The organism is Arthrobacter sp. H35-D1 (assembly GCF_030063185.1).
Lineage (GTDB): Bacteria > Actinomycetota > Actinomycetes > Actinomycetales > Micrococcaceae > Specibacter.
The window spans coordinates 20,353-46,337 of the sequence record NZ_JASISP010000024.1 but is presented as its reverse complement, the minus strand read 5'-3'; the positions used below and the strand labels follow the sequence as shown (position 1 = coordinate 46,337).

Annotated in this window: 28 protein-coding genes; 14 read left to right on the top strand and 14 right to left on the bottom strand. The window is 61.4% G+C overall.

Annotation, left to right across the window (positions count from 1 at the left end; genetic code table 11):
• Positions 1–45: 45 nt before the first annotated feature.
• Positions 46–780: a beta-ketoacyl-ACP reductase gene (locus QMG25_RS17530; RefSeq protein ID WP_283462350.1), complete on the bottom strand. Its 735-nt coding sequence runs from the start codon at positions 778–780 to the stop codon at positions 46–48.
• Positions 781–918: 138 nt separating this feature from the next.
• Here QMG25_RS17530 and QMG25_RS17525 point away from each other — a divergent pair, with 138 nt between their 5' ends.
• The 4 genes from QMG25_RS17525 to QMG25_RS17510 are packed head-to-tail and all read left to right on the top strand — an operon-like array spanning position 919 to position 3,089.
• Entirely contained in the window at positions 919–1,467 is a 549-nt protein-coding gene (locus tag QMG25_RS17525) for a DUF3099 domain-containing protein (protein ID WP_283462349.1), read from the top strand.
• Positions 1,454–1,699: a hypothetical protein gene (locus QMG25_RS17520; RefSeq protein WP_283462348.1), complete on the top strand. Its 246-nt coding sequence runs from the start codon at positions 1,454–1,456 to the stop codon at positions 1,697–1,699. Before QMG25_RS17525 ends, QMG25_RS17520 begins: the two co-directional genes overlap by 14 nt.
• 3 nt (positions 1,700–1,702) lie before the next feature.
• Entirely contained in the window at positions 1,703–2,596 is an 894-nt protein-coding gene (locus tag QMG25_RS17515; protein WP_283462347.1) for an SURF1 family cytochrome oxidase biogenesis protein, read from the top strand.
• A gap of 1 nt (position 2,597) precedes the next feature.
• A complete protein-coding gene (locus tag QMG25_RS17510) occupies positions 2,598–3,089 on the top strand; it encodes a YbaK/EbsC family protein (protein WP_283462346.1) in 492 nt (163 codons plus the stop codon).
• 38 nt (positions 3,090–3,127) lie between these two features.
• Here QMG25_RS17510 and QMG25_RS17505 read toward each other — a convergent pair whose 3' ends face one another.
• Complete coding sequence (locus QMG25_RS17505) at positions 3,128–4,726, bottom strand: ABC-F family ATP-binding cassette domain-containing protein (RefSeq protein ID WP_283462345.1); 1,599 nt, start codon at positions 4,724–4,726, stop codon at positions 3,128–3,130.
• Between the two features lie 151 nt (positions 4,727–4,877).
• Here QMG25_RS17505 and QMG25_RS17500 point away from each other — a divergent pair, with 151 nt between their 5' ends.
• From QMG25_RS17500 to QMG25_RS17480, 5 genes are all read left to right on the top strand, one after another.
• Positions 4,878–5,528, top strand: coding sequence for a biotin transporter BioY (locus QMG25_RS17500; RefSeq protein WP_283462343.1), 651 nt, complete (start codon positions 4,878–4,880; stop codon positions 5,526–5,528).
• 26 nt (positions 5,529–5,554) lie between these two features.
• Positions 5,555–6,247: an energy-coupling factor ABC transporter ATP-binding protein gene (locus QMG25_RS17495; protein ID WP_283462368.1), complete on the top strand. Its 693-nt coding sequence runs from the start codon at positions 5,555–5,557 to the stop codon at positions 6,245–6,247.
• The gene (locus QMG25_RS17490) at positions 6,247–6,933 is read left to right on the top strand and encodes an energy-coupling factor transporter transmembrane component T family protein (RefSeq protein WP_283462342.1); all 687 of its coding nucleotides are present in this window, start codon (positions 6,247–6,249) and stop codon (positions 6,931–6,933) included. Before QMG25_RS17495 ends, QMG25_RS17490 begins: the two co-directional genes overlap by 1 nt.
• A gap of 79 nt (positions 6,934–7,012) precedes the next feature.
• The gene (locus tag QMG25_RS17485) at positions 7,013–7,366 is read left to right on the top strand and encodes a hypothetical protein (RefSeq protein ID WP_283462341.1); all 354 of its coding nucleotides are present in this window, start codon (positions 7,013–7,015) and stop codon (positions 7,364–7,366) included.
• Between the two features lie 154 nt (positions 7,367–7,520).
• Positions 7,521–7,751 carry a hypothetical protein gene (locus QMG25_RS17480; protein ID WP_283462340.1) on the top strand — a complete coding sequence of 77 codons (231 nt, stop codon included), beginning with the start codon at positions 7,521–7,523 and terminating at the stop codon, positions 7,749–7,751.
• Positions 7,752–7,988: 237 nt separating this feature from the next.
• Here QMG25_RS17480 and QMG25_RS17475 read toward each other — a convergent pair whose 3' ends face one another.
• On the bottom strand, positions 7,989–9,713 hold the full coding sequence (locus QMG25_RS17475) for an IS1634 family transposase (RefSeq protein ID WP_283462339.1): 1,725 nt from the start codon (positions 9,711–9,713) through the stop codon (positions 7,989–7,991).
• Positions 9,714–9,742: 29 nt separating this feature from the next.
• Positions 9,743–12,793, bottom strand: a complete 3,051-nt coding sequence (locus QMG25_RS17470; protein WP_283462338.1) for a Tn3 family transposase — start codon at positions 12,791–12,793, stop codon at positions 9,743–9,745.
• Between the two features lie 35 nt (positions 12,794–12,828).
• On the opposite strand from QMG25_RS17470, the gene QMG25_RS17465 reads away from it, so the two are divergent.
• Positions 12,829–13,455: a recombinase family protein gene (locus tag QMG25_RS17465; protein ID WP_283462337.1), complete on the top strand. Its 627-nt coding sequence runs from the start codon at positions 12,829–12,831 to the stop codon at positions 13,453–13,455.
• On the opposite strand, the gene QMG25_RS17460 is transcribed toward QMG25_RS17465, so the two are convergent.
• From QMG25_RS17460 to QMG25_RS17450, 3 genes are all read right to left on the bottom strand, one after another.
• On the bottom strand, positions 13,456–14,550 hold the full coding sequence (locus tag QMG25_RS17460; protein ID WP_283462335.1) for a WxL protein peptidoglycan domain-containing protein: 1,095 nt from the start codon (positions 14,548–14,550) through the stop codon (positions 13,456–13,458).
• Between the two features lie 59 nt (positions 14,551–14,609).
• Positions 14,610–15,188 carry a hypothetical protein gene (locus tag QMG25_RS17455; RefSeq protein ID WP_283462334.1) on the bottom strand — a complete coding sequence of 193 codons (579 nt, stop codon included), beginning with the start codon at positions 15,186–15,188 and terminating at the stop codon, positions 14,610–14,612.
• A gap of 119 nt (positions 15,189–15,307) precedes the next feature.
• On the bottom strand, positions 15,308–15,847 hold the full coding sequence (locus QMG25_RS17450; protein WP_283462333.1) for a hypothetical protein: 540 nt from the start codon (positions 15,845–15,847) through the stop codon (positions 15,308–15,310).
• A 394-nt stretch (positions 15,848–16,241) separates the two neighbouring features.
• Between QMG25_RS17450 and QMG25_RS17445 the strand changes: the two genes are divergently transcribed.
• Positions 16,242–16,685, top strand: a complete 444-nt coding sequence (locus QMG25_RS17445) for a MarR family winged helix-turn-helix transcriptional regulator (RefSeq protein WP_283462332.1) — start codon at positions 16,242–16,244, stop codon at positions 16,683–16,685.
• Positions 16,686–17,504: 819 nt separating this feature from the next.
• Here the strand turns inward: QMG25_RS17445 and QMG25_RS17440 are convergent.
• The 4 genes from QMG25_RS17440 to QMG25_RS17425 all read right to left on the bottom strand — a co-directional run bounded on the left by QMG25_RS17440 (position 17,505) and on the right by QMG25_RS17425 (position 21,328).
• Positions 17,505–18,533: a S66 family peptidase gene (locus tag QMG25_RS17440; RefSeq protein WP_283462331.1), complete on the bottom strand. Its 1,029-nt coding sequence runs from the start codon at positions 18,531–18,533 to the stop codon at positions 17,505–17,507.
• 880 nt (positions 18,534–19,413) lie between these two features.
• A complete protein-coding gene (locus tag QMG25_RS17435) occupies positions 19,414–20,079 on the bottom strand; it encodes a DUF459 domain-containing protein (protein ID WP_283462329.1) in 666 nt (221 codons plus the stop codon).
• Positions 20,076–20,498, bottom strand: coding sequence for an arginase family protein (locus QMG25_RS17430; RefSeq protein WP_283462327.1), 423 nt, complete (start codon positions 20,496–20,498; stop codon positions 20,076–20,078). The genes QMG25_RS17435 and QMG25_RS17430 overlap by 4 nt, the downstream gene beginning before the upstream one ends.
• The gene (locus QMG25_RS17425; protein ID WP_283462326.1) at positions 20,474–21,328 is read right to left on the bottom strand and encodes an arginase family protein; all 855 of its coding nucleotides are present in this window, start codon (positions 21,326–21,328) and stop codon (positions 20,474–20,476) included. Before QMG25_RS17425 ends, QMG25_RS17430 begins: the two co-directional genes overlap by 25 nt.
• Positions 21,329–21,411: 83 nt before the next feature.
• Here QMG25_RS17425 and QMG25_RS17420 point away from each other — a divergent pair, with 83 nt between their 5' ends.
• Complete coding sequence (locus QMG25_RS17420; protein ID WP_283462325.1) at positions 21,412–22,215, top strand: SRPBCC family protein; 804 nt, start codon at positions 21,412–21,414, stop codon at positions 22,213–22,215.
• Positions 22,216–22,217: 2 nt separating this feature from the next.
• On the top strand, positions 22,218–22,901 hold the full coding sequence (locus tag QMG25_RS17415) for a DUF4166 domain-containing protein (RefSeq protein ID WP_283462324.1): 684 nt from the start codon (positions 22,218–22,220) through the stop codon (positions 22,899–22,901).
• A 317-nt stretch (positions 22,902–23,218) separates the two neighbouring features.
• Here the strand turns inward: QMG25_RS17415 and QMG25_RS17410 are convergent, their stop codons facing one another.
• From QMG25_RS17410 to QMG25_RS17400, 3 genes are all read right to left on the bottom strand, one after another.
• Positions 23,219–23,479 (bottom strand): type II toxin-antitoxin system RelE family toxin, encoded by a 261-nt coding sequence (locus tag QMG25_RS17410; RefSeq protein ID WP_283462322.1) that lies wholly within the window; start codon positions 23,477–23,479, stop codon positions 23,219–23,221.
• A complete protein-coding gene (locus tag QMG25_RS17405; protein ID WP_283462320.1) occupies positions 23,476–23,739 on the bottom strand; it encodes a type II toxin-antitoxin system Phd/YefM family antitoxin in 264 nt (87 codons plus the stop codon). The genes QMG25_RS17410 and QMG25_RS17405 overlap by 4 nt, the downstream gene beginning before the upstream one ends.
• Before the next feature lie 135 nt (positions 23,740–23,874).
• The gene (locus QMG25_RS17400) at positions 23,875–24,363 is read right to left on the bottom strand and encodes a MarR family winged helix-turn-helix transcriptional regulator (protein ID WP_283462318.1); all 489 of its coding nucleotides are present in this window, start codon (positions 24,361–24,363) and stop codon (positions 23,875–23,877) included.
• A 69-nt stretch (positions 24,364–24,432) separates the two neighbouring features.
• Between QMG25_RS17400 and QMG25_RS17395 the strand changes: the two genes are divergently transcribed.
• A complete protein-coding gene (locus QMG25_RS17395; RefSeq protein WP_283462367.1) occupies positions 24,433–25,227 on the top strand; it encodes an EamA family transporter in 795 nt (264 codons plus the stop codon).
• Positions 25,228–25,985 lie beyond the last annotated feature (758 nt).

Sequence of the window (25,985 nt, the reverse complement as noted above, 5' to 3'; positions counted from 1 at the left end):
TGCCGGTGCGCGCCCGTACACCGGCCTCTTGTCGAGGAGCAGGCCTCAGTGGCCCATCCCGAGTCCGCCGTCAACAGGGATGACGGCGCCGCTAATGTAGGCGGCCTCGTCGCTGGAAACCCACCGCACCACGTTTGCCACCTCTTCGGCCGTGGCAAAGCGGGCGGCCGGAATCGTGGCCAAGTACTGCTTCTGTGTCGCTTCGGGCAGTGCCGCCGTCATGTCTGTGCTGACAAACCCGGGCGCCACCACATTGGCTGTGATGCCGCGGGAGCCAAGCTCGCGAGTCAAGGAACGGGCAATGCCGACAAGCCCGGCCTTGGACGCAGCGTAGTTGATCTGTCCCGGCGAACCGTAGAGGCCAACCACCGATGAAATAAGCACCACGCGGCCCTTGCGCTTGCGGATCATGCCCTTGGAGGCGCGCTTGACGACGCGGAACGCCCCTGACAGGTTCGTGTCCACCACCGAGGTGAAGTCTTCTTCGCTCATGCGCATCAGCAAGGTGTCCTTGGTGATGCCGGCATTGGCCACCAGCACCTCAACTGGGCCGTGCGCGGCCTCAACCTCGGAAAACGCCGCGTCGATGGAGTCCGTGTCCGTGACATCGGCCTGGACGCCCATGATCCCCTCGGGCAGCTCGGACGGACTCCTGTACGTCACGGCGACCTTATCCCCATTGGCCAGAAAGGCAAGGGCTATGGCCAGCCCGATGCCGCGGTTGCCGCCGGTGACCAAGACACTGCGACCTTGGCGCTCTTCGCCTGCCGGTGCACTCATGTATTCCTCCAGTAAAAAACAAACGTAAATAGGACAAGTCTAGTTACCGAATCCTACGGGGAAAGCTGCCGCGGAACACAGTTTGCTTTTGGCCGTGCAACCCGGCAGTGAGAGAATGGGCTTGTCCCTTGGAGGGTGATGAAACAGCAATCAGCTACGCCGAAGTTCGGTGGCGGTCGGCACAACAAGTTCCGCCATGCCTCCTCCGCACCCGAAGTTCAGGCAATTACCAACGCCGCCGCGCCACACAGCGAAGAAATGCACCAGCGCATGGTGAAGTACTCAGTCACCATGGGCATTCGCATGGTGTGTTTGGTTGCCATCTTCGTCTTTGACGGCTGGTACAAGATCATCCCCATCGTCGGCGCAGTGCTGCTGCCATGGGTTGCCGTAATCCTGGCCAACGGGGGCGCCGACGTCAACCACCAGGAAAGTGTGGATCTTCTCGATGAGGCTCCCTTGTATGCGGTGACTGGCACCGATCCTGCCATGGACGATGGTGCCCCCGCCCCGGGCGACATCCTCGACGGGGAAATTGTCCCCGATGAAGAGCGCCCTGTGGCGAACAGCGCCGAGGAAGGCAGTGCCGCGCAAGAGAGTACTGCGGAGGAGAGTGCTGCGGAGGAGAGTGCTGCCGATCCGCAGCATGGCAATTACACGAAGGAAGAGGACCATGGACATCCTTGACATGCTCCCCGGCGCGGGGCAAACAGAACCGGAAGCGCCCATCTGCTCGCGCAAGGGCTGCCGTGCCCACGCCACCACGCAACTGTTGTGGAACAATCCCAAGATTCACACAGCTGACCGCCGTAAGATTTGGCTGGCCTGCACCGACCATGCGGAATGGCTGGCAGATTATCTGAAAAGCCGGTCCCTGTGGAAGGAAACCCTGCCCTTGAGCCCTAAGGATTCCGCCTAATTCATGAAGACGTACAAATTTTTGTTCTCCAGCAGGTGGCTGGGCTATTTTGCGATGGCGTTGGTCTTTGCAGTGGCCTGTGTGGCCTTGGGCAACTGGCAGATGAATCGCCGCAATGCCGTGGTGGAGAACATCAACAAGATCCAGCAAAACTACTCCGGCACAGCAGTGGACTATCCGGATGAGGCCGCCAACTTTGACACGCTGGATCCGGCCAAGGAGTGGACCCAGGTGCGCTTGAAGGGCACCTATCAAACTGCCGATGAGCGGATTGTGCGCAACCGGCCGCTCAACGGGGCCGCCGGCTACGAGGTGCTGGTGCCGCTGAAACTGGAGAACGGCGACACCGTTGTCATCGACCGCGGCTGGCTGCCCATTGGCAACAAGGAGCCCGGCCACCCTGATGTAGTCCCGCAACCGGAACCCGGCGTTGTCACAGTGGTTGCCCGGCTCAAGCCGGTTGAACCCCGACTAGATCGCGGTGCCCCTGAAGGCCAGTTGGCTTCCATTGAGCTCGACGACTACGCCGCGCAGCTTGACTATCCCATCAAAACCGGAGCCTACGGGCAACTGGCCAGCGAATCCCCCGCTGCTGCCCGCAACCCTGTTGCCTTCCCGGCGCCGTCCATTGATGAAGGCTCCCACCTGAGCTATGCCCTGCAGTGGATTGCCTTTGGCATCTTGGCCTTCGTTGGCTTTGGCTACGCGGCGCGCATGCAACGACGCAATGACGACTTTGACGCCCTCGAGGCGGCCGAATCCGGAGTTCCCGTGGAGGAGCTTTATGGCAGGGGCTCGGCCTTCCACCCGCGCAAGCACCAGAAGGTGCGCAAGCCCGGCGCACGCCCCACCGCTGAAGAAGCCGAGGACGCCCTCTTGGATTCGCAGGGCTTCTAGAATGCCGTCCGTAAACCAGGGCAACCCGGTGAACCCCGTTGTTGAGAATGTGCGCTCGGCGCTGCTCGCCGCTGGGCTGGCCGACACCGTGGTGGTTGTCCCGGATTCCGTGGCGACTGCTGCCACCGCTGCGGCTGTGCTTGGCTGCCACGTCGGGGCGATCGCCAACAGTCTGATCTTTGAGTGCGCCGGGGAACCATTGCTGATTCTGGCCAGCGGAGCCGCCAAAGTCAACGTGAAAAAACTCGCGCAAGAGCACGGACTGCCCAAGATCAATCGGGCGGGCCCCGAATTCGTCTTGGCGCACGCCGGACAGCCCGTGGGAGGGGTGGCCCCGCTGGGCCACCCCCGGCCCATCCGCGCTTTTCTTGACACCGAGCTGGCCCAGTATCCGGTCCTGTGGGCCGGGGCAGGCAGCCACCAGGCCATGCTTTCCATGGCCTATCCGGCGCTTCTGGAAGTTACCGGGGCAACGGAAACGGCCGTGCGCTAGGCCCGGCTGGCTAGGCCTGGCTGATCAGGCCCGGCTGGTTAGGCCAGCGTGATGAGGTCCAGGTAGTCCTGGTTCCACAGGTCCTCGTCGCCGTCGGGCAACAAAACCACGCGTTCGGGGTCAAGGGCGGCAACAGCGCCCTCGTCGTGGCTGACAAGCACCACGGCGCCCGTGTAGTTCTTCAACGCACCCAAAATTTCCGCACGGCTCGCGGGGTCAAGGTTGTTGGTGGGCTCATCGAGCAGCAACACATTGGCGCTCGAAGCCACGATGGTGGCAAGGGCCAGACGAGTCTTCTCTCCACCGGAGAGCACACCGGCGGGCTTGTTCACGTCATCGCCGGAGAACAGGAACGAGCCCAGGATGCCGCGCACCTCGGCGTCGTTCATGCCCCCGGCTGACGAACGCATGTTTTCAAGCACGGTCCGGGTGACGTCAAGGGTGTCGTGCTCCTGGGCGTAGTAGCCAACCTTGAGTCCGTGGCCGGCAATGACTTCGCCGGTGTCAGGCGCAGCCACGCCGGCAAGCATGCGCAGCAAGGTGGTCTTCCCCGCACCGTTCAGGCCGAGGATCACCACCTTGGATCCGCGGTCGATGGCCAAACTGACATCGGTGAAGATCTCCAGCGAACCATAGGACTTGCTCAGGCCCTCGGCCATGAGCGGTGTCTTGCCGCAAGGGGAAGGATCGGGGAAGCGCAGCGCCGCAACCTTGTCCTGCGCCCTGACCTCTTCCAGCCCGGCCAACAGGCGCTCGGCGCGCTTGGCCATGTTCTGTGCTGCCACGGCCTTGGTGGCCTTGGCACGCATTTTGTTGGCCTGGTCCATCAGGACGCCGGCCTTCTTTTCAGCATTGGCGCGTTCCCGACGTCGTGCCCGTTCGTCGGTTTCACGCTGTGCCAGGTACTTTTTCCAGCCCAGGTTGTACTGGTCGATGGTGGCCCGGTTGGCGTCAAGGTGGTAGACCTTGTTCACCGTCGCCTCAAGCAGCTCGGTGTCGTGGCTGATCACGATCAAGCCACCGTTGTGGTTCTTCAAAAAGTCGCGCAGCCACGCGATGGAGTCGGCATCCAAGTGGTTGGTGGGCTCATCCAACAGCATGGTCTTGGCGCCGGAAAACAGGATCCTGGCCAGCTCCACGCGTCGGCGCTGGCCACCGGAAAGTGTTTTCAACGGCTGGTTGAGGATGCGTTCGGGCAAGGCCAGGTTGGAGGAGATCGCAGCGGCTTCGGCCTCGGCGGCATAGCCGCCGTTGGCCAGGAACTCGACTTCAAGCCTGTCGTAGCGGCGCATGGCCTTGTCGCGGATGCCATTGTCCTCGCTGGCCATGTCGCTTTCGGCCTTGCGCAGCTTCGTGATGACCTTGTCCAGGTCGCGTGCGGAGAGAATGCGGTCCTTGGCCAGCTGCTCCATGTCAGGCGTGCGGGGGTCCTGCGGCAGGTAGCCGATCTCGCCCGTGCGGGTGACCTTGCCACCGGCGGGGAGCCCCTCTCCGGCCAAAACACGGGTCAGGGTGGTCTTGCCGGCACCGTTGCGACCCACCAGTCCGATCTTGTCACCGCTGTCGATGCGGAAGGATACTTCGTCCATGAGCAGGCGCGCTCCGGCACGTAACTCAAGGTCTTGGACCGATATCAACGTAGTAACCTTTCACGTAAGTGGGTAGATGCCGAGAAACGAACCCCCCGGCAAATCGGCAGCGAGCAGCGTTGAACAACCAATCCAGTCTAACGAGGTTCCGGGACAGTGGAAATCCCCGCCTGTTCCAAATCTAGCGAAAGCAGCAATAATGACTTCTTCACGGCCTGTGGATGAGACCTTGAACACACCAAACCCTCTCCCCGGGGCCGGCCCAGGCAAGCCGCAGCGTGGCTTTGTGCGTCAACGCTGGGGCGCCATGGACTTGTCACTCATTGCCGTTTTTGCGGCGCTGCTGGCCGCCTCCATCGCCGTTCCGGGCATCAACGTGGGCCCATTCGGCGTCGCCATCACGTTGCAGACACTGGTGGTCAGCTTGTGCGGACTTGTCCTTGGATTTGGCCGCGGCACCGCCGCAGTGGGCCTGTACGTGCTGCTGGGACTGGTGGGGCTGCCCATCTTCAGCGGTTTCCGCGCCGGTCCGGCCGTCCTGGCAAGCCCCTCGGCCGGCTACATTGTGGGCTTCGTCTTCGGTGCTGCGGTGGTCGGTTTGCTTGCAGTTTTGGCCGTTCGCAGCCGGTGGCGTACCGCGGCTTTGTTCGGTGCTGCCATGGCCGGCACCGTCGTCATACACATCTTCGGCATTGTGGGATTTGTCATGAAGGGCATGGGCGTCCAAACTGCCGTGCTTGCCGACGTCGTCTTCCTGCCGGGAGACATCCTGAAGAACGTCTTGGCCGTGGTGGTCGCGCTCAGCCTGCACCGTGCCTTCCCCGACCTCTTGGTGCGCCGCCGCAAGTGAACACGTCAGCACCAAACTCGATAGTCATGGCCGGTGCCGGGGTGAGCATTCCGCCGTCGGACCCGCGCGTCGCCGAAGACAAGGTCATCCTTGCACCGCTCTCCCTGACCCTGGCCGAACAGCGCATTGCCGTGATTGGTGCCAATGGTTCAGGGAAGTCAACGCTGCTGCGCCTCATCAATGGACTTGTGCTTCCTTCGACCGGGACAGTGCACGTCAATGGGCGCAACACCCGCACCGAGGCCACGGCCGTGCGGCGCAGCGTCGGTTTCGTGTTCACCGATCCCCTGTCCCAGCTGGTGATGCCCACCCCGCAGGAGGATCTTGAACTGTCCCTGCGGCGGCAAAAATTGGGCAAGAAGGAACGCGCGCACAAGGCCGCGGCGATCCTTGCCGACCATGGGCTGGGGCACCTGGCACAGAGCAGCATTTTCGAGCTGTCCGGCGGCGAACGCCAGCTCACAGCCCTGGCCACGGTGCTGGCCGTGGCACCCGACATCCTGGTCCTTGACGAGCCGTCCACGCTGCTCGACCTGCGCAACACGAAACTGCTCATGGACCGGCTCGACGCCCTACCGCAACAAATCGTCATGTCCACCCACGACCTCGCCCTGGCGGCAGGCTTTGACCGTGTCCTGGTCATTGACAACGGTGACGTGGCGTACGACGGCGACCCCCGGGAAGCGATTGCCCGGTACAGGACGCTGGTGGGCGCGTAGTGCGCGGACACGCCTTTTTGGTCGCCGGATATGTGCCGGGCACCTCCCCCGTCCACCGGATGCCGCTGGGTGCGAAGGCTGTGCTGTTGTTGGCGGTGGCCGTATTGTGCCTGGCCTCGCCGTTTGTCTCGCTGTGGGCGGGCGTGATCGCCACGACCGCAACCTTGGCAGTGGTCGCCGGCGCACATTTCCTGGCCGGGCTTCCCTGGCTGCGGATGTGGCGGGCCGTGCGCATGATGCTGATCTTTCTTGTCCTCATTGGCGGCTACCAATGGTGGCAGAACGGGCCATGGGTTGCCTGGCAGGTCATTGCAGCCATTGTGTCCACGGTGCTTGCCTCGAATATTCTCACGGCCACCACCCCCGTTGACGAGCTTCTCGACGGGCTGGCTGCAATGGTGCAGCCGCTGGCCAGGTTTGGCGCCGACCCCGAGCGTTTCGCGCTCACCGTGGCACTGATGCTGCGCAGCATCCCCTTTGTCATCGGGGCCTTTGGCGACGTGCGCGACGCCGCCCGTGCCAGGGGCCTGGAACGCAACCTCGTGGCCCGTTCCCTTCCCGTGGTGATTGCCACGGTGGGTTATGCCCGCGCCACCGGCGAGGCCCTCGCCGCCCGCGGGCTTGGCGACCCTGCCGACCCTGTAGGTCCTGTAGATTCGGTGGATTCTGCCGACGACGGCGAATAGCTTCACGCCACCAACCGGGCCGGTCTCGTTGGTGGCCGGAGCACGTAACCTCACCCCGGATGGATGATGCGCCTGTCGCGTGTCCTTGGAAGATTTGAAGTTCAGCGACTTCTGCAGCACTCTGAACCATTTGGCCGGTGTCGCCCGTCGCCAAGATCTCTCGCCCCACGAGCAGCCACGCGATCGGGTTGCCGTCCTCGACAACGACGGCACCTTGTGGTGTGAAAAGCCGCTTGCACAAGGGGTGTTCATCGCCCAACGCTTGGCAGGGATGGCTCGTGAAGATCCGTCCCTGCAGCAGGCCCAGCCGTGGAAGGCGCGTTCGGTGACGTCGACGTTGAAGACTTCGCGAGGTCGGCCGCAGACTTCCTGGCAACAGCGGAGCACCCAGGCCATCGGCGCCCGTACACCGAGCTCGGGTTCGTTCCCATGATCGAGCTGCTCGGCTACCTCGAAGCACACGAGTTCACGAGTTCACGAGCTACATCGTGTCCGGCGGTGGGCGCGACTTCATGCGGCCCGTGACCGAGGTGATGTAGGGGGTTCCCGCCGACCGGGTGGCGGGCAGCTCCCCCGGGCTGCGTTTCATGGCCGATGATTCGGGGACGCGGATCATCCGCACCACCGCGTTGGGAATCCTGGACGACGGCCCGACGAAGCCGCTCCAGAAATGGGAGCCCATTGGGCACCGCCCCATTCTTGCCCCTGGAAAAGCCAACGGTGATGTGCCGATGCTGCAGTTCACAACGGACCAGCCCGGCCCGACGCTTGCGCTGCTGGTCCACCACGACGATGGAACGCGCGAAGTTGGGGTCTGAGTAGTAATGGAACGGTTTTGTGTGGTTAGCGGTTTGGCTAGTTTGAGGTGGTGGGGTTTCGGAGGGGTCGGAGGCCTTTTTTGGGTAAGTCGTTGGTGCTGAAGTGGTAGCGGCCCAGGAGGTTGATGTGGTCATGTCCTAGCGGGAGTTTCCGAAAGGTGACCTGATTTTGGTTTGTTTGTCCTAGTCAGGTTCACTTTAGGGGTGTATTACCCAGTGGCTTCCTTTCGGTGGTTGTCAGCGGTTTGGTGCGTAGGTTTCCAGAGTGAAAAGTCCACTGAGTTTCTCGGCTGTCTTTGAATGCTCGGTGAGCAGGCGTTGGGCACGAGGACGTCCCTTGGCGCCGTCATGGTGGAGCAGGACGGTCTCCTGGATGCTTCCCAACTCATCAAGTAACGCCCGGGTCGAGAGCGGGAGACCGGCTTTGGCCGCGGTGCGGGTCATCAGGTGCGCGATCTGCAAGGCCAGGACGCAGGTGAAGGTATGCACACGGATGTGGTCATCGGTCCAGTGGTGCATCGGTGAGAAGGAGACTACCTGGCGGTCCTTGAGCTGCCGGAAGGAATCTTCAACATGGGACTGTGAACGGTAGGCCGCCACGATCTGGGCCGGGGACCAATCCGGTTGGTTGGTGATCAGGATCCGCTTGCCGAACACCCGGTGCTCCAGTTTCTTGCGGGCTCCGGCATCCACGGTGTGGGTGAGGATGAACGTGGCGGGCGTGTCCCCGGTCAGGGTCGTGTGAAGAACCTCGTTCACCCACGTGTCATGGGTGATGGAGTTGATGTGCGCGGCCAGTGCCGTGGCGTTGCGACGGGACTTGCCACGGGTCAGCGTGTCGGCCAGTTCCTCCAGCTTGGCGGTGGCCTTGGCCAGGGTCTGGTCGAAACCGCGGGACTGGGCCCGGTGCAGGGTATCGGAATGGGTGAGCACGATGCGTTGGGCGTGCCCGTAAACGGTCTTGGTGGTTTCGTGGGCGGTGACCCCGGGGTAGTCCTCAACGGCGGTGAAGCGGGTCTTGGGGACTTTCAGGAGTTCCTGGTGGTCCGAGGGCGGGGTGGATCCGACGTAGCGGGCTCCGGTGTTGATGAGGTGGGTGAAGTTCTTGGCGCTGTTTTGTCCGGCGTCGAAGACCACGGTCATGCCCTCGTAGCCGGGCACCACCGCGCCGTCTTGGGTGGGCTCCGGGGTGCCGGTGATGGCATGGAAGCTCTTGGTGAGGGTGTTCAGGGTTTGGGTGAACACCGAGACATCGGGCCGGTTGCCCGGGTACGGGTGCCAGGCCAGCGGGACGGACCCGTCGCGGGTGACGACCAGGCCCAGACCCAGTAGGCGCAGGTCGGCGCGTTTCTGCTTGGATTTGCCACGGGCCAGCAAGGCGGCGGCGTCATTGTTGGTATCGACCCACGTCGCGAAGTTGGTCATGTCCAGGGCCAGGGCGGAGGTGTCCAGGTCGTGCTCCTTCACGATGCGGGCCGCGATGCGGGCGCTGATGTCCTCCAGATGGGTGGGGGTGAGTTGATTCATCGCGTCCCAGAAGCGGCGGTGGTCCAGTTTCGCGGCACTGATTTTGGTGAAGCGAGGTCCGGCGGTAGTGGCCCACCAATCGGCGATTTGCGCTTTGGAGCAGGGGGCCACGACCCGGTTCAGTGCTGCGATGGCCAGGAACTGGCCCACGCTAACGCCCTTGACCGGATCGGTGCCGGAGACGACGTCGTCGATGATCTTTGCGATGCCCAGGGATTCGAGCATGCCCCAGACGGCGGCGCTGTCACCGAACGTGTGGTGGGCGCTGCGCAGCGTGGTGCCGGAAGCTTCGGCACCGGTGAGTTTGGCCAGGACCTCCTCGGAGGAGCCCAGATACGTTTGCGAGACGATGCGGGGTTTCCCATCGACGCGTGCCGATTCCACGGCGTACAGGTAGGTCTTGTTTCCCTGCTTCTTGGATACGATGGAAGTCATATATAGGTAATACACGATTTTTCGCGTGATCACACGGTAAAACGCCGCGTTTCACCAGAAAACTCGGAAACTCCCGCTAGTGGTGAGAGCCGTTTCAAGTCCTCGTCGTTGATCGGGAAGCCTTCGGATCGTAGTTGTTCGATGGCGGCGTTGATGTATTGGGTGTTCCATAAAACGATGGCATTGACGACGAGACCGAGGGCTCCGAGCTGGTCTTCCTGGCCTTCTCGGTAGCGTTGTCTGAGCTGTCCTCGGTGTCCGTGGAAAACGTTGCGGGCTAGCGCGTGGCGTCCTTCGGTGCGGTTGAGTTGGGTGAGGATCCTGCGTCGGTAACTCTCATCGTTGAGGTAGGCCAGCAGGTAGGTCGTTTTAGCGATGCGGCCGTATTCGGCCAGGGCACGGCCAAGTGGTGTGGGGCGCCCGCCGCCTTGGAGGACACGGAGGAGTTCAGAGGCTTTAACGGTGCCGGTGGCCAGACTGCCGGCGATGCGTAGCAGGTCGTCCCAGTGGGTGGCGATGAGATCGGTGTTGATGCGGTGTCTGGCGAGTTCGTTGAGAGATCCGTAGTCGGCTTCGCGGTTGATCCTCCAAAATCGGGTGGCGCCGATGTCGGCCAGACGGGGGCTGAATTGGTATCCGTTGAGGCGGAAGAGGCCGAAGACTTGGTCGGAGTAGCCTGCGGTGTCGGTCATGAGCTCGGTGGGTTGGAGGCTGGTTTGTTGTTCCAGGAGGCCATCGAGGATATACAGGCTGTCGCGGAGGGTGCCTGGGACGACGATGCCATGGAATCCGGCGAATTGATCGGAGAGGAAGTTCAGGTAGGTTATTCCGCGGCCGGCGCCGAAGTATCGCGGGTTGGGGCCGGCATTGAGCGTGCGGACGGGAACAACGAAGCGGATGCCGTCAGCGGAGGCGACGTCGCCTCCGCCCCAAGCGGTCGTGATCGGAATTTTGCTTTGCACCTCGACAAGGCGGGCGTTGGCGGCGGTGATCGTTTCACTGCGAATGTAGTTCTGGTCGGCCCAGGATAGACGGGCACGGGTCAGGGCCGGATTACCGGGTTGGACCACAGGTTCCAAACCGATGTTGCAGGCTTCGGCGAGCAGCACGGCACAGATACTCAGGTCCAGGTCCTTGGCACGGGTGGAACCTTCGGAGATGTGGGTGAACTTGGCCATGCAGCCGGTCCAGTCAGCGACTTCCAGGATCTGCTCGGGAAGGTCAACGTGAGGGATCAGCGCGTTGACAGCCTCGCGAAGAGCGATGAGGGAGTCAGGTTCCTCCAGACGGTCAAGAGGGGTGAGGACCGGTTTCGCATGGCCGTCAACGAAGTCGATGCGCACCGCCGGGTTGTCGTTGATACGGCTTTCCACGGCGTGGTAGGCGTCGTCGAGCTCGGACGCGAGGGCGTTGATCTGTTCGCGGGCATCGAGGTGGTGTCCGTAGCCGGCGGCGATCGCCGGGCGTGCGGCTTCCCAGGCTGCGCCGTGAAGAAGCTTCGCCCTCGGGTCACCCCAGCGCTCACTTCCCGGCGCGAATACATCACGTCGACGCAGCCCCTCTCGTAGTTTCTCCAGCACCAGGAACGTATAGGACCGGCGGTCCAGGACCCCATTTTCACCTTCGATACGTTGCCTCCACGCCGCTGTGGCAAGATCCATGGGCACATCATCGACCCGGATGGTGTGACGGCCCTCCAAACGATTCAGAGCGGTGAATGCTTCCAGTGCCGATTGGCCGCCCGGGGCGGCCCGGAGGTCCATTGTCCGCAGCAGCGTCGGGAGAAAACGACGCACCGAGCTGTAGCGACTCATGAGATCATTCAGATGCGCGTCGACCGGTTCAATGTCGATCCGAGCCACCGTCGCGATCGCGGCTTCGAGCTCGTTGCGTGAGACTTGCCCGATGATCGCAGCCCACAACACCGTCACGTCACCCTCGGGCGGGTCAAGGAGTATCTGAACGGCTTTTGATAAGGCGGACGCCGCACTGTCCATCGCCGGTTGGGACTGGATACGATCCTTCTTCCCCGCCTTCGCCGCACGGGATAAGAGCGCGTTGAGGACCTGGTCCAGGAGATCTAACGCATCATCGGTTGCCACAATCTCCAGCTGTTGAGCGGCCGCGAGAAGTGTCGCGATCCGCCGCTTCGTGGTCATCCGTTCTATCGTCTGTGCTTTTGCCGCGACCCCATGGCGGGCCAGGGCGGCGATTCGACTGGGCGGGATCTTGGACACGTCCAGGCCACCAACGCCCAGCGCTCGAATCTCTTCCAGCCGGGTCAGTGCCCCCAACAGTCCCACCGCTGATACCCTCGTTGGTGCCCGGCGTAGCCGGTCCAAAGGCGAAGACCTTGCCCCGGTATCCACCACCACCAGTCCTTCCAGCCGCGACCGCTGTACCCGGTTCGGCAGCGCTGCGAGCTCGTCCCATACTCGTGCGTTACTCTCCTCGCGGGCCTGAGAAATCGTCCTCATCAAGGTTGAGGGCCGCGGTAGAAGAATCTTCGCCTCCAATAGCCACGCCGTCGCCACATCGAACAGCACTGACGGCCGCTCCGCACCAATCTGCACCCGCGCACGCAACCACCCCAAGAACACCGCCTGGCTGTCCTCATTTGTGAAGTCTCGATACCCGAAGGCCGCACGAATTTCCGCTGCATGCAAACGGTTCGTTCCATCGCGCGGATAGTTCTCAATTGCACGCCAATCGGAGATTCCAAGCTGAGATGCAACATACGCTGCAACAACGTCCGGCACATCCGACGGGTCCGGGAGAAACACACCCAGGAAACGCACGGTTCCAATCTGGACCGCGAACCCGAGCCTATTGTGGGGACCACGCCGCCGGGCGATGAGCTCGCGATCGGTAGAGCTCAGATGAAAGAAGCGGTCCAACTGTCCCTGATCCGGGTCAGTGGAATACCGGCCATAGTGCTCGCGCTGATCCTCGGGAACAAAGTTGACCGGCATTGGATTCCTCGACATTCGCCCATGTCGACAAACGATCCTCTGCCGACACTCACACCCTACCCGCGACACGCCCACAAAATGGCGTCGATAACCGGCGTCGGAAATCAACGACGAAAAACCCCGCCCACTGCTATTCTCGGCACATGCTCATCGGATATGCCAGAGTCTCTACACCGGAACAAAACGTCGACCACCAAATCGACGCCCTCACCCGCGCCGGCGTCGAGCCGGCCAACATCTACATCGACCACGCCAGCGGTTCACGCGCCAGCCGCCCGGAACTGGACAAGGCCCTGGCCTCTGCCAACCGGGTCGGTGACCAACTCGTTATCACCCGCCTGGACCGGCTCGGCCGCTCCGTGCTCCACCTCGTCACCCTCGGCGCCGCACTCCAAGAACAAGGCGTCGGCCTGCGCGTCCTGGAACAAAGCATCGACACTACCACCGCCGAAGGACGGGCCATGTTCGGGATGCTCTCCGTACTCGCCGAGTTCCAACGTGAACTCATCATCGCCAACACCCGCGATGGACTCGCCGCCGCAAGGGCCCGCGGACGCACTGGCGGACGACGCCGCAAACTCACCCCGGAACAAGCCGCCCACGCCCAAGAGCTCTACGACGGACACCACCACACCGTCCAACAAATCGGTGAGCTGCTCAACGTCCCCCGATCAACGATCTACGGCTACCTCAACCACACCCAAAACCGATCCATTACTACTCAAACCCCGGCTTCTTCCCTGCTGCCGGGGACGGAAAGATCGTGCTGATCAGTCAGCACGGTCGTGTTCTGTCGGTGGGGATACTGGCTCCTGTGTCGTGTTTGTGCTCTCGCCGTCGCGTGGACGCAAGCGCCGGTTTCTGCGAACGAGCAGGAACAAGACGGCCAGGACGACTAGGAGGAGTGCTGCGATGAGGTAGGGGGTGATTCCGGTGCCGGCGTCCTGGATGATCTGGGGCAGTGGCCGGGGTTGGGCTTTGTTGTCCGTGTTGGCCTGGGGCTTGGCGACGGTGAAGGGCAAGTCCGTGCCGGTGGCGGTGGTTTTTGTCCCAGCGTCGGTCAAGGTGATGCTGACGGTGTAGTCCCCGGGCTGGAGTATACCGTCGAGGATGGTTTCGACCTTGGTGTCCGAATGCGCGTAGAACGAGCCCATGGTGATGGGGGCTTGGGACACGGTTTTTCCGTTGTCGTCAGTGATTGTCAGGTTTCCGGCGGGTTTGAGATTGGTGTTGCCGGTATTGGCGATGCCGATATCGACCACCGAATGCTCTGCGGAGATCTTGTGGCCGGCTTGCCCGAATCCGAAGGCGGGCTGGAGCGGCCCCGGTACCTGAATGGACACCGCAAGGGCATGACGGACGATCTGGTTCAAGGACACCGATCCTGTGCCCTGGATGGGTACATCATTTTCCAGGATGAGGCTGCTGAGGTAGTACCCGGGGGCTGTGCCGGGGGGAACGGTGAGCGTGAAGGAGCGGATGCTGGCCTGACCGGCCGCCAGATCCAGGACCTGTTCGGGGTAGGACAGCCAGGTCGTGGTCCCGGTGGGGGTGCCCTCGCGGCCCTTGGCGCCGAAGCCGCCGTTGATGATCGAGTAGGCGTCCGCTGCATAGGTCCGTGCCGCAATCGGGCCGGTGCCGTGATTTCCCAGTTCGACTTTCAGCTCCCGGGACTGGCCCGGGTCCATGGTCAGGGCGAAGTAGGCGCCGGCCTGATCGACGGGTTCAAGGCTGAGTTTGACCTGTTGATGGTCATCGGCCACCGCCGATGCCACCGGCACCATCAGGGCAGCCAGGAGGCAACCGAGGACGAGTAGGAACCAGACGGTCCCGAACCTGGTGCTGGGGGTGGTGGCTGTGGGCATGGGAGTGTGTTCCTTCGCAAGGATCGCGGGGTGAGCATCGCTGTCGGCGTGCTGGGCTGTCATGGCCCGACCCCGATGGTGGTGGTGATCGTGGAGGTGTACGTACCGGCCCGGGTATCCCCCGGGATCGTCAGGGACAGCTCAATGCCCTGGGCGTAGGTCCCGGCCCCGTACCCAGAATTGGCGTGCAGGACCATCCGGGGGCTGTCCAGCGGGCCAGCCGGTGAGGTGGCGGGCACCATGGGCCCGTTGACCGGGTCCACGGGCTGACCGGAAACCATGGTCGGGGTGTCAACGGAGACGATGGCCAGATTCGCTGCCGGGATGTTCGTTCCCAGGTTCGGTCCGCTGTACACCAGCTCCGAGGCCTGTTCGGTCACATGCCAGCCCACACCGGACCCGACACCCTCGGTCGCCGGCGGGTCCGGCGGGGTGTAGGTGGAGGTGTCGGTGGCGGTAAGCACGATCCTGCCCGTCGTGGTCTGGGGTGTATGGGAGGTCACCACAGCTGGCAGGGTCAGGGCGTCCAGGCTGGCACTCAGGTCCGCCGATGCAGGCACAGCTGCCACCAGGGGCAAGAACCCGGCCCCCAGCAGTACGAGCGCCACCACGGCCGGACGCCACCGATGAGTGAACATGAAAAATCCCCTAATTTAATGGCCCTGGTGTCGCAGATCCACGCGACCACGCAAAGGTGCGGGGCCGTCCCGTTACCGGTCCGGCCCCGCACCTTTTTCCACTAGCTGAGCTGGATGCCTTACGGAGCGGTCGTCATGGTGGTGGTCAGCGTACCGGTGTAGTTACCTACCCGACTGTCGGCGGGCACCGTCAGGGTCGCGGCGATGGTCTGCGTGTAGTTTCCCACCCCGGAGCCGACCTCGGCGGCCAGCACCTTCTTAGCCGTTTCCAGGGACCCCCCGATGCCGGCAGCGACGCCGGTGGTGCTTGCTCCCCCGTTGGCGATGATCGCTCCGGGGGCGACGGAGAAGTTCGCGGCGCCGATGGCAGCGTTGGTGCCGTTGGTTCCGTCGTATGCCAACTCTGTGATCTGTTGGGTGACGTTCCAGCCAGCGGCGGTACCAGAGAGGTCGTCCGCGGTCAAGGTGAACGAAGCCACGCTCGACTGGCTAGTGTGTGAGGCGGTGACCCCCGCCAGCTCGCCGGCGACCGACGCGGCGAGCCCTCCGCTGGTCACTGCCTGGCTCACCGTGGTATCGGCGGCGAAAGCGGCCGGTGCGGCAACGAGGGCGCCGACCGTGAGCGCGGCGACGGCAAAGGTTTTAATGGATGTACGCATAATATGAGACCTTCTGATCAGTACTGCCCGGGACACCCCCAGCAGGGACCCACAGACATCGATTGCCCCGGGTTGAGACGACCCGGAGAGCCCTTGCTCGGCAAGGGTATTACAGTCGGCTCCCCGCAGACAGGCCAAGGCTTCACGCCCCCCAGCACCGCTAAAACAAGCCAACCCTGACCATAACAACAATAAGACCAACAAGCAATATGCTTGGCCAACAAACAAAATGATTCATCAAAAGGCCCGAAGGAATATTGCTCTTGGTTCGTATGCGATATCGTTCTGGTACTCTTCTTCATCGTTCTGGTACTCTTGTTCTAGGGGGATCAAGTAACTCGATCTTCAAGAGGATGAAATGACGGCAATGGTAATGACCGCGGAAAACCCCCACATGACAGAGAAAGAGAAGTTGCGGGCCATGACGATGAGCCTGCGGCGCCTGGTCCTGGCCAGCCAACACTGCCAGGACAACTACGCGAAAGAGCTGGGTCTGGGCACAAGCGACCTGGCCGCCCTGGAACACGTATACAACCACCGACCCACCGCGCCCCGGGAACTGGGCGCGGCACTGAGCCTGACATCCGGGACCATCACCGCCCTACTGGACCGGATCGAAAAAGCCGGATTCATCGTGCGTGGCACCAATCCGGAGGACCGCCGAAGCCTGCTGATCAACGCCACCCCCGCCGGGCGGCACGCCATGGAATGGGTCTACGAGCAATCCGACGCCGCCCTCAAACAAAGCCTGGCCACCACCGAGGGCCTGCCAATCGACCAGCTCACAACAATCCTGGAACACCTTGCCCAGACCCTGGAAAACCACAGCAAGAAATAACACCACGACGCAGGGGAACACCCGGCCCCCACCAAGAACCGGAGGATCGGCCCGCATATTCACGCCTAAGGATGCGGTGGCTGGTGAATGGATGAGATGGCAGTCAATTCCCCCACGCGATGAGCAGACCACCGAGCTCAGCCAATTTCTTGACGGCAGCGCGAGGGCCGGAGCACTTTTGCTGTTCGACCAATGACGATTCCGCGGCGCCGACTCGCCACCACGGAACCACAAGCATTTGGGATTCCCGGTTTAACCGGCCCCAGCCATACAGTAGACATCCACCAAAACCATGACATCGGATATTTCACCTTTCACAAGCCTGAATACGCCAGAGTCTCTACTCCGGAACAAAAACGTCGACCACCAAATCGACGCCCTCACCCGCGCCGGCGTCGAGTCGACCAACATCTACATCGACCACGAGCGGCTCACGAGCCCACCGCCCAGAACTCACCCCAGAACAAGCCACCCACACCCAAGAGCTCTACAACGGACACCACCACCGTCCAACAAATCAGCGAGCTGCTCAACGTCCCCCGATCAACGGCTACCTCAACTACACCCAAAACCACTAACCACACAAAACCGATCCATTACTACTCAGACCCCAAGTTGCCTATGCCGCTGTAGGATCCCGAGCTGGATGACACTTGTCCCAGTTTCGTGTCACCAGCGCCCATCACACGCGTACGGTGTGGTGTTGGCAAGACGTGAGTTGGTGGTCGTTCCGTAAGGGGAACCATGAGCGGGACATGATCATTTGTCAGCCATCAATTTCAGTTCCGATGAGTGACTGCGGGAAATCGATGAGTCAGCTCAGGCCAGTGTCTGTTCCAGGTATTGGTCGTTTTCGTTGAACACCAGGTGGCCTTGGGCTCCGTTGACGATTGGCAGTTGTGGCGGAACGTGGCCGCATTCCACGTTGCCGATGATGGGTATGCCTAACATTCCCAGGGCATCGAGGACCGCTTCAGACTGGGTCAGGGCCGGCGAGTCAGGTGCGCCGGTACGTCCTACGAGGATGGCTTTAGCTCCGTCGAAGAATCCGGCCAAGCGCATCCCGTGGAGATGACGGCAAATCGTGGTTGCCTCAACACCAGAAGCTTCTACATAGACGATCAAGGAATCTCCCGGGTCCTCCCACAACGCCTTGGTGTTGAGATGCGGGGTTCCTGCGAGGTTGGCCAAAGTCTCAATGCATCCGCCGATCAAGTGGCCAGTAACATCAACGTCCTCCTGACCCTTGTCGAGCCGTTCCCAGCCCCCGTTGCCGTTCCATGCCTGATACGCCACTTCGGGCTCATTTTCCCAGTCGTCCCAGTCGTTGACACGATGAACGCCTGGCGATGTCTGCCTAAATCTTGCGCCCGACGGGAGCGAAGCAATGTCGATCCATGACATCAACGACTCTGGGACCCGATATGGAGTGTCCATGAGGTTGCTCCCGTGGAGAGTTGCCAACCCTGCCTTAAGCGTGATTGGGGTGAGTAGGGTTGAAATATCGGAGTACCCCACGAACCAGGTTGGTTCAGCGAGCTTGAGCGCATCGAAATCAAGATGAGGAATAAGATCGATGGCCGTCGCTCCTCCCCATGGAGGAACAACGGCTTTGATCTTCGGGTCCAAAAGCATCCGCATGAGTTCTCCGGCACGCTGTTCAACGGGTGCACTGATGTGCGTGGAACCATCTAGACAGTCGCCCATATCTACCTCAAAACCGCGTTCTCGCAATTGCTGCACAGCGAAGTGAAGGCGCCCCACGAGCGGCTTGGGTACACCGCTTGACGGTGACGTAACACCAATGACGTCGCCTCGTACTAACGGCCGGGGGTATCGAATCTTCATGAATTCATACTTGCATGCGGCTGCGGCCGGCCAAAACGTCGTAGCGACGATAGTCACTTTCAGAAGCTGACTGCGCAGAATCTCTGACGTCGTCCGCGTAGCTGGCGCGTCCGCTGGGGAACCCGCTATGGGACAGCGAGAAGCCATGGGGCAATGCGCTGGAGCGCTTGGCATCCGAACTTCTCGGTCCAAATGTCGGGCCTTGGCGCAGTCGGGGGCTTCTTACACCGATCGGTGTGGGAATGGCGACCTCTATCGAGAGCACAGGCTTTGATGACTGTCCTGGGCGAAGACGTCGAATTGCGGCCGCATATATCCGTTGGCGGATATTGTTGGCTATACATTCATCGAATCGGCTTGGCATCCCTAGCCGTGGGTCACCAGCAATAAGGAGTGCGTCCGCCTTGGCTGAACTTACTCGAGCAAGACCAGCGATAGCAATGCTTCAATGGGTAGTCCTCGCCATTGCCGTTTGGTTCTATCTATCTTTGTCCATCCGACTCAACCAACCGATGGCATGGGTCATTTTTACGCTGCTTGTGGTCACATGCACAATCCTTGCTCTGGCCGTCGGACGGTATTCCCTCAAAGGGCTGCGCAAACCAAAATGGGTTCTTCTGTCAGCACTGCTGGCTTTCGTGTTGGCCGTAAGTCTCGGGGCCGTCCGCTAAGCGGCCGGAGACCGCCCTATGGATTTATGCCAGCGCTCGTGCTGAAAAATCTCACCATGGCAGTTCCAGAGGGGAACATCCCATGGGACGGCAATGAACTTTCGTGGTACAGCCGATGTGACGTGTCGGCTCGCTGGAGCGTTTCGGATGAATCGGGAGGAGCGGTTACCTCGAGACACTGCCGAGGCGATCCCTGATGTTAGGTGATTTTACTTTCTGGACCGCTCGGCTTGCAGGGCAACAAGCCAGTTATCCCAAGCCGGGCGCAGCAGCGTGGCCAGGACATCGTAGCCAGCCGCTCCGGGATGGGCCCCATCGCCCTCACGCACTTCACGCCGCCAAACATCATGTCCCTGCAGCTGCCTCACGACACTCACGTAGGGCACGGAATGGCGGGCGCACTCAGCCTCCAGCAAAGTATCCAGGGCAACGACGCGTTCATTGTGCGATTCATCATCAACCGCTGGCGGACCTGCAATCAGGACGGGCCACCCCGCCTTGCTGAGCTGCTTCAAAAGCTCACGCAAATGGGAGATCGACGCTTCGGTCTCTACCCGGGATATGCCGGATTCGTTCATGGTGTCGTTGACGCCGAAAGACAGCACGACTCCCGCGTGGCTTCCGAAAGGCAGACGGGGTGTGCATTCGACCTGGAAGCGGCGAAGGATGTCGGCGCTGGTGTCACGTCGAATGCCCAGGTTGTACGAGGTTAGTGCTTGCCCTTGCGCATGGCTGTGGGCGGCCAGACGTCCGGCCCAGCCCAGGTGCCGGGCGTCGCCGACTCCGGCAACGAATGAGTCGCCGATGAAGCAGACCCTTACGTCGGGTTCCGGCTGTTCCTCAATATCCGCGGTATTCGTCTGAACCACCATCATCCCCGGGGAGCTTCGCTGTCTTCCCTGTCATGGACGGCGATGACCAATGCGTCCATCACCGGCCCCAGCATTGAAGGGTCGTGTTCCACTGCGGGGACGTATTCGGTGATGCCGACACCTACGAGTTTGCCCCGGGCTCGAAGCTTGTTGATAACTTCGACCAAGGTATTGATGTCCAGCCCGTCGGGCTCGGGAACCGCGACTGCTGGCCACACCTGTGGGTCCAGGACGTCCAGATCCAGGTGTACGTAGAGCGGCGCACCGTCGGGCAACCACTGTTCCAGGAGCCGTTCCAGGAGGTCCGGTTCGTTCTGCAGTTGCTCGGGGTCGAGTAGTGGCAGCTCGTGGGATTCGACGAATGCCTGCTCGGGCGGGTCCATGGAGCGGGTGCCCATCAGGGCGCATCTCTGCGGTGACATGGTAGTGGTCGGTACCAAGCGGGGTGGCCCTCACCGAACAGAATGCGCAGTGCCATGCCGTGCGCATGTCCACTGGGGCTGGATTCCGGGGTGTTCAAATCCCCGTGCGCGTCGATCCACACCAAGCGCAAATCCGGGTGGATAGAGGCCATGTGCGACACCGAGGCAACTTCCACGGTGCAGTCTCCTCCCAGGGTCAGTAGACTGCGCGGCCCAAGGTCCTGCAAAATTTCGGATGCCGCGACCAGATGAGCTTCCACGGCATCGTGGCTCTCGACCAAGGAGGCAGCACCGCTGTCCGGGGGTGCGTCGAGTGTACCAAGATCCGGATTCACGACGTGCCGCACGACCGAGGACGCGAGCATCGCGGCCAGACGAGTGGAACCCTCCGAAATTCTAGGTTCGCCGCTGCCTTGCCACAACGGCACCACTAGCTGAAGGTCCCCATCGGTCACCCAAATCCCCGCCTCATCTGCCGCAACCGGTTTCGGTTGCTCCCATGCTAAGGCAATGTCCGATGCTGACTGAATTCCGGAGTACGCAAGTGACGGGCCGGTGGCCCTGAATGAGCCAAAGCCCTTGGGCATCGACTCACCGTCTGCACGGGGAACCGCCTGCGGGACGGTTGTCGGCCGGCCTGACTGGTTGATCGGATAGGCCCGATTTCGTGGCACAAGGCCATGCGTGTTGGCGACGTCGTTGTAGCCGCAATCGGGACCGGATGGTCCCTTGCCGTCGGGAGTGTCCTTGCGTTTCCTGATTGCTATGGCAGCGTCGAGATGGGTGATATCTGTGGCTGCTAGTGGGGCGACGGCTTGATTTGGTGCCATTCTGAAAGGATGGGGCGGCGCCTACGCGAACAAGACCGACTGCCGGCAGAAGACAATGTATATCCCGGGTTTAAGATGATTTGATGGGGGAAAAATTGGGGAGGACCGTAGCGGCCCGCAAGCCGCTCTACATTGAGATTCGCATCAGGGCCTCTATGGAGCGGGTATGGGAGCTGAGTCAGGATCCGAAGTCACACCCCCGATGGGATCTTCGGTTCTCACGTATTGTTCCTATCGACGAAGATGAGCAGCGCCAGGTCCGCTTTTGCTATGAGTTCCTGCTTCCGCTGCACACGATCAAGGGGACAGGGGCGTCGTTGGGGCACCGTCATCGGGCGGATGGACAGGCAACGTCGGTACTCAAGTTCGATACGGCAGACGTACTCTCGCCCATTGGCCCAGGGTCGGGATACTGGCGCTACATCCCCACCGATGACGGACTCCGGTTCATCACTGGATACAACTATGAGCCGGGCCTGGGGTTGGCGGGAAAGGCCTTCGATAGCCGGGCCATTCGTCCGGCACTGGGCTGGGCCACCGCGCTGAGCTTTGATCGGCTGCGGTTGTGGGCCGAATCGGGCCTGGACCCCCGTCATTCCCGGAACCGCTGGTTCCTGGACGCCGGAGCCAGGATAGGCGGCGCGCTGGTGGCAGTTGGGCTTTTCCGCCGAGCCCTCGCTAAACGCAGTGCGACGATGGCAGCATTGGGTGCGGCGGCCGTTGCGCTCTCTTACCTCGCCAAGCCCCATTGGTCAGTCCCACGGGCCAGTCGATGCCTGCGCCATGCACCGGATGCAAGATCAGCACGAGCCCCCTCGACACTGGCGAGCCTACGAGAACCCGGCCAGTCGGGTCTTGATAACAAGCAGCCTACGGAAATGGAATAGCTGTGGCCTCAATCTTTGAAATTGGACTGGGGGAAGACTTCCATCGCCTGCATCCCATGATGCAGAAACGCTTCGGTGTGGATGTGGAGGCTGGTTATGCCTGCGTGGGGACAGGCGTCTTTTCTGAAGTTCGCCGTGGTGCTTGGTGGACGGTGCCCTTTCTGCGTTTAGGTGCCTTCCGTAACATCCTGTTTCCGGATCATGGAACCAACATCCCGTTCACGATCGAGAATTATCCCTACATCGACGGATTCGGCCGCCATACCGTCACCTTTGTCCGGACCCTGCACCTGCCCGGGGCCAAGAAACGCCGTTTCGACGCCACCATGGTGCACAACAAGAGTCGCGGCGCAATTGTGGATTACCTCGGCACTCATCAGCACCTTGCCACCGACCTGCTTCTGGAAGTTCTCCCCGATGGGTCCCTGCATCTGCAAACCAGCGGGCAGCGGTTCTACGAGGGACCGGTGGCATTCAACTTTCCTGCCATCGGCACCGGCACCGCCGACCTCTATGAAAGCTACGACGAGGCCCGCGGTGTGTACACAATTCAGATGCAGGTACGGAGCCCGTGTTTTGGTTTCCTCTTCGGGTACAAGGGCGAATTCACCTGCCAATTCCCCGCCACTGTCGGCGATGCAACGCCGGCAGGCCTCAAACCCGCCCGGGAGGAAAAACGGGGCTAGGCAACGTCCGTAACCGGCAACTACAACACCGGGAATTCTTCTTCAATCGCGGAGCGCGAGTACTCCCTCCATAGCGAGACATGTCCTGTAGCCGGTGACTTCGTTCGGCCACTACACCGAAGGTCCGATTTGCGGTCTCCACAGCCCCGTATCCCGAACCCCTGCGGGACTGCTTACTGCGATTTGGCGCTCATCGAGGCTGAGGCCCCCAGGAATAGAGGTGCTGCACGTTCTGCTACTGGCAATCCCATCCGATGATGCGCGTTGAGAATGCACGATGTTTTGGACATCAAAGTAATTATCACGCAACCGGATGGTTATTTGTAGACTTCGCGGCGGTGGGCCACTCGAATCACGGTAACGACGAGAGGGTTGTCGACAACTTCGTAGAGTATCCGGTAGTCACCAACACGAATCCGCCAAGCGGTACTTTCGCCGGCCAGCTTTTTACAACCAGCAGGGCGGGGGTCCTGCTCAAGTTCGGCGATGCCGGACAGGATGCGGCGCCGGATTCCAGGGCCAAGCTTTCTGAGTTCTTTCGCGGCCGCAGTGGTAAATTCAATGCGGTAAGAACTCACGCGTCTAGCTCAGCACGCAGTTCACTCAGGCTGACGCGCCCGCCGTCATCAGCCGACTTAGCTGCCCGGTATTCAGCGACATCACGGAGCATTTCCAGTTGCTCCAGCAGTTCAAAATCATCGGGGCCAATAAGCACAGCCGCCGGCTTGCCGTTCTTCGTGATCTGCACGCGTTCATGCCCGTAGCTGGCACGGCCCACAGCATCAGCGAGACCCTCGCGAAGTGCCCGAATTGTGACGGATGAAGTAATCGTGTTCATGTAACCACAGTAGCACTTGTGTACACAATTACCACGATGGTTCTTTCGTACAAAGACGATGCCGTCTCCCCCTGCTTCCGGCAGGTCCGAAGGGGAACCTCCTGCGGAACAGCCATGCGAGGAGCATCCGTGTTCTTAGGAACCTGCCGCGTCGTTGATCCGTGCAAGTAGTTGGGCGAGGACCTTTTGCTCTTTGATGCTGAGCGCCGTCACGATGGTTCGTTCAGTTTCGAGGTGGTCAGGCAATGCCCGGTCGATGAGCTCTTTGCCAGCGTTGGTGAGCGAAACGAGAGTGCCGCGGCCGTCGTGTGGGTTGGCCTCGCGCGCAACGAGTCCACGACCTTCCAACTTGTTTAATCGTTGCGCTACGGCACTTGTGGTGATCATTGCTTCACGTGACAGTTCCACCGGGGTCATTAGGTAGGGGCCACCGCTCCGTAGCAGGGTTGCGAGCACATCGAAGGACGATGCGTCCAGGCCGTGCCGTGCGAAGGTAGCCTCCAAGCGGGATTCGACGGCTAGGGCTGTGCGGCTCAAGCGTCCTATAACGGCCATGGAGGAGATATCAAGGCCTGGTTTCTCCGCGTGCCACTGCTCAAGAATACGATCTACTTGGTCGGTCATGAACCAAGTCCATGCTTTTGCTAAGCACTTAGCCATAATGGCTAAGTACTTAGTAATCGTTGGTTCCTCATCCTCACCACTGCCCTGGCGCCCGCGCTTTGGGGCACCACCTACCTCACCACTACTACGTTCCTGCCGGACGATCGTCCGTTGTTGGCCGCGACGTTGCGTGCGCTTCCCGCAGGAGTCCTGCTCCTGGTGGTTTGCCGCCAGCTGCCCCTTGGTGAATGGTGGTGGAAATCTTGGATCCTCGGAGTGCTGAATATCGGGGCCTTCTTTGCATTGCTCTTCATTGCGGCGTACCGGCTTCCGGGCGGGGTTGCAGCGATTGTTGGCGGCGTTCAGCCGCTCATTGTCGCCTTGTTGGCCAGTCGGCTCCTCCACGAACGGCTGACAACCCGCATCGTGGCGGCTGGGATGACAGGTGTCCTCGGGGTGGGCTTGATAGCGCTTCAAGCCCAAGCCCGCTTGGATGCCATCGGTATCTTGGCCGCAGTCGGCGGAACCCTTTCCATGGCAACCGGGATCGTACTTTCCAAGAAGTGGGGGCAACCCGCAGCCCCGCTGACCATGACAGCCTGGCACCTCATCACCGGCGGACTTACGCTCCTAATCGTGATGCTCACCTTCGAGGGGCCTCCCACAACGCCCCTAACGCCGTCAAATCTTGGCGGATACGCATATCTTTCCATCGTCGGCACCGCATTCGCCTACGTCATGTGGTTCCCCGGCATCGCCCGACTTCCGGCAAGCACCACAGCTTTCCTTGGGCTGCTAAGCCCGGTTGTGGCAATACTCCTTGGCTGGGCGGTCGCCGGTGAAGTCTTCACACCCATGCAGATGCTGGCATCGTCATTGTGCTAGGTTCCATATCGGCCGGGATCATCACCAAGAGCACCAAACCACTTGGAGGCAACGAAAAACTCTTCGATAAACGAGCCGCCCAGCCCTTCGTTTGATAACAGATGGCGGCGATTCAGGCAGCCCGCAAAAGCCCTGTTGCGACCCAGTGAGCAGATGCCCGCTGGGGAACCGAAGACGGAACAGTCCGTCGGTGGAACTATGAGCCGCACGTCTTATCCCAGAAGGAAATGCTGACCCTGCGGATAGAAGTTTCTCCTTCAACCTGCACGTTGAGGAGTAAGCATCCAGAAGTTTGGTTCCTGAGTGCGAATCCGCCGACCCACCAGGAGCCCGCTGCATGCTGGGAGGAGGGGCAGCTTTTGTACGTCACGGACAGGTAGCCGGCTGGCGGACCCTTTTCAGTGACGATACTGGCCCAGCTACTGGCTTCCGGGGCTATGGACACCGCAACAGTCGCATCCGGAGAGAGCTCGGGCCCTATCTTGGCAAAGATGATCCCGTTCACCGCATCCGGGCGCGGTGATTTATACCCATCGAGGATTCCTGGATACAACAAGGGGCCAAGCGCCAGGTCGTCCGCTTGGATTGGGAGAGAGTCCTTTTGGGGCCGAGACATGGCACAGTCAACGGTCGTTTTGGCCTCTGGTAAGGCGGCAACTCGGATGGGTGAAGGTGAGGCCGAGCTGACAGGTTGGGATGTGGTTGGGGCGGGTTGAGGGCTGGCGCACCCTGTCAGTACGATCAGCAGTGCCGTGAGC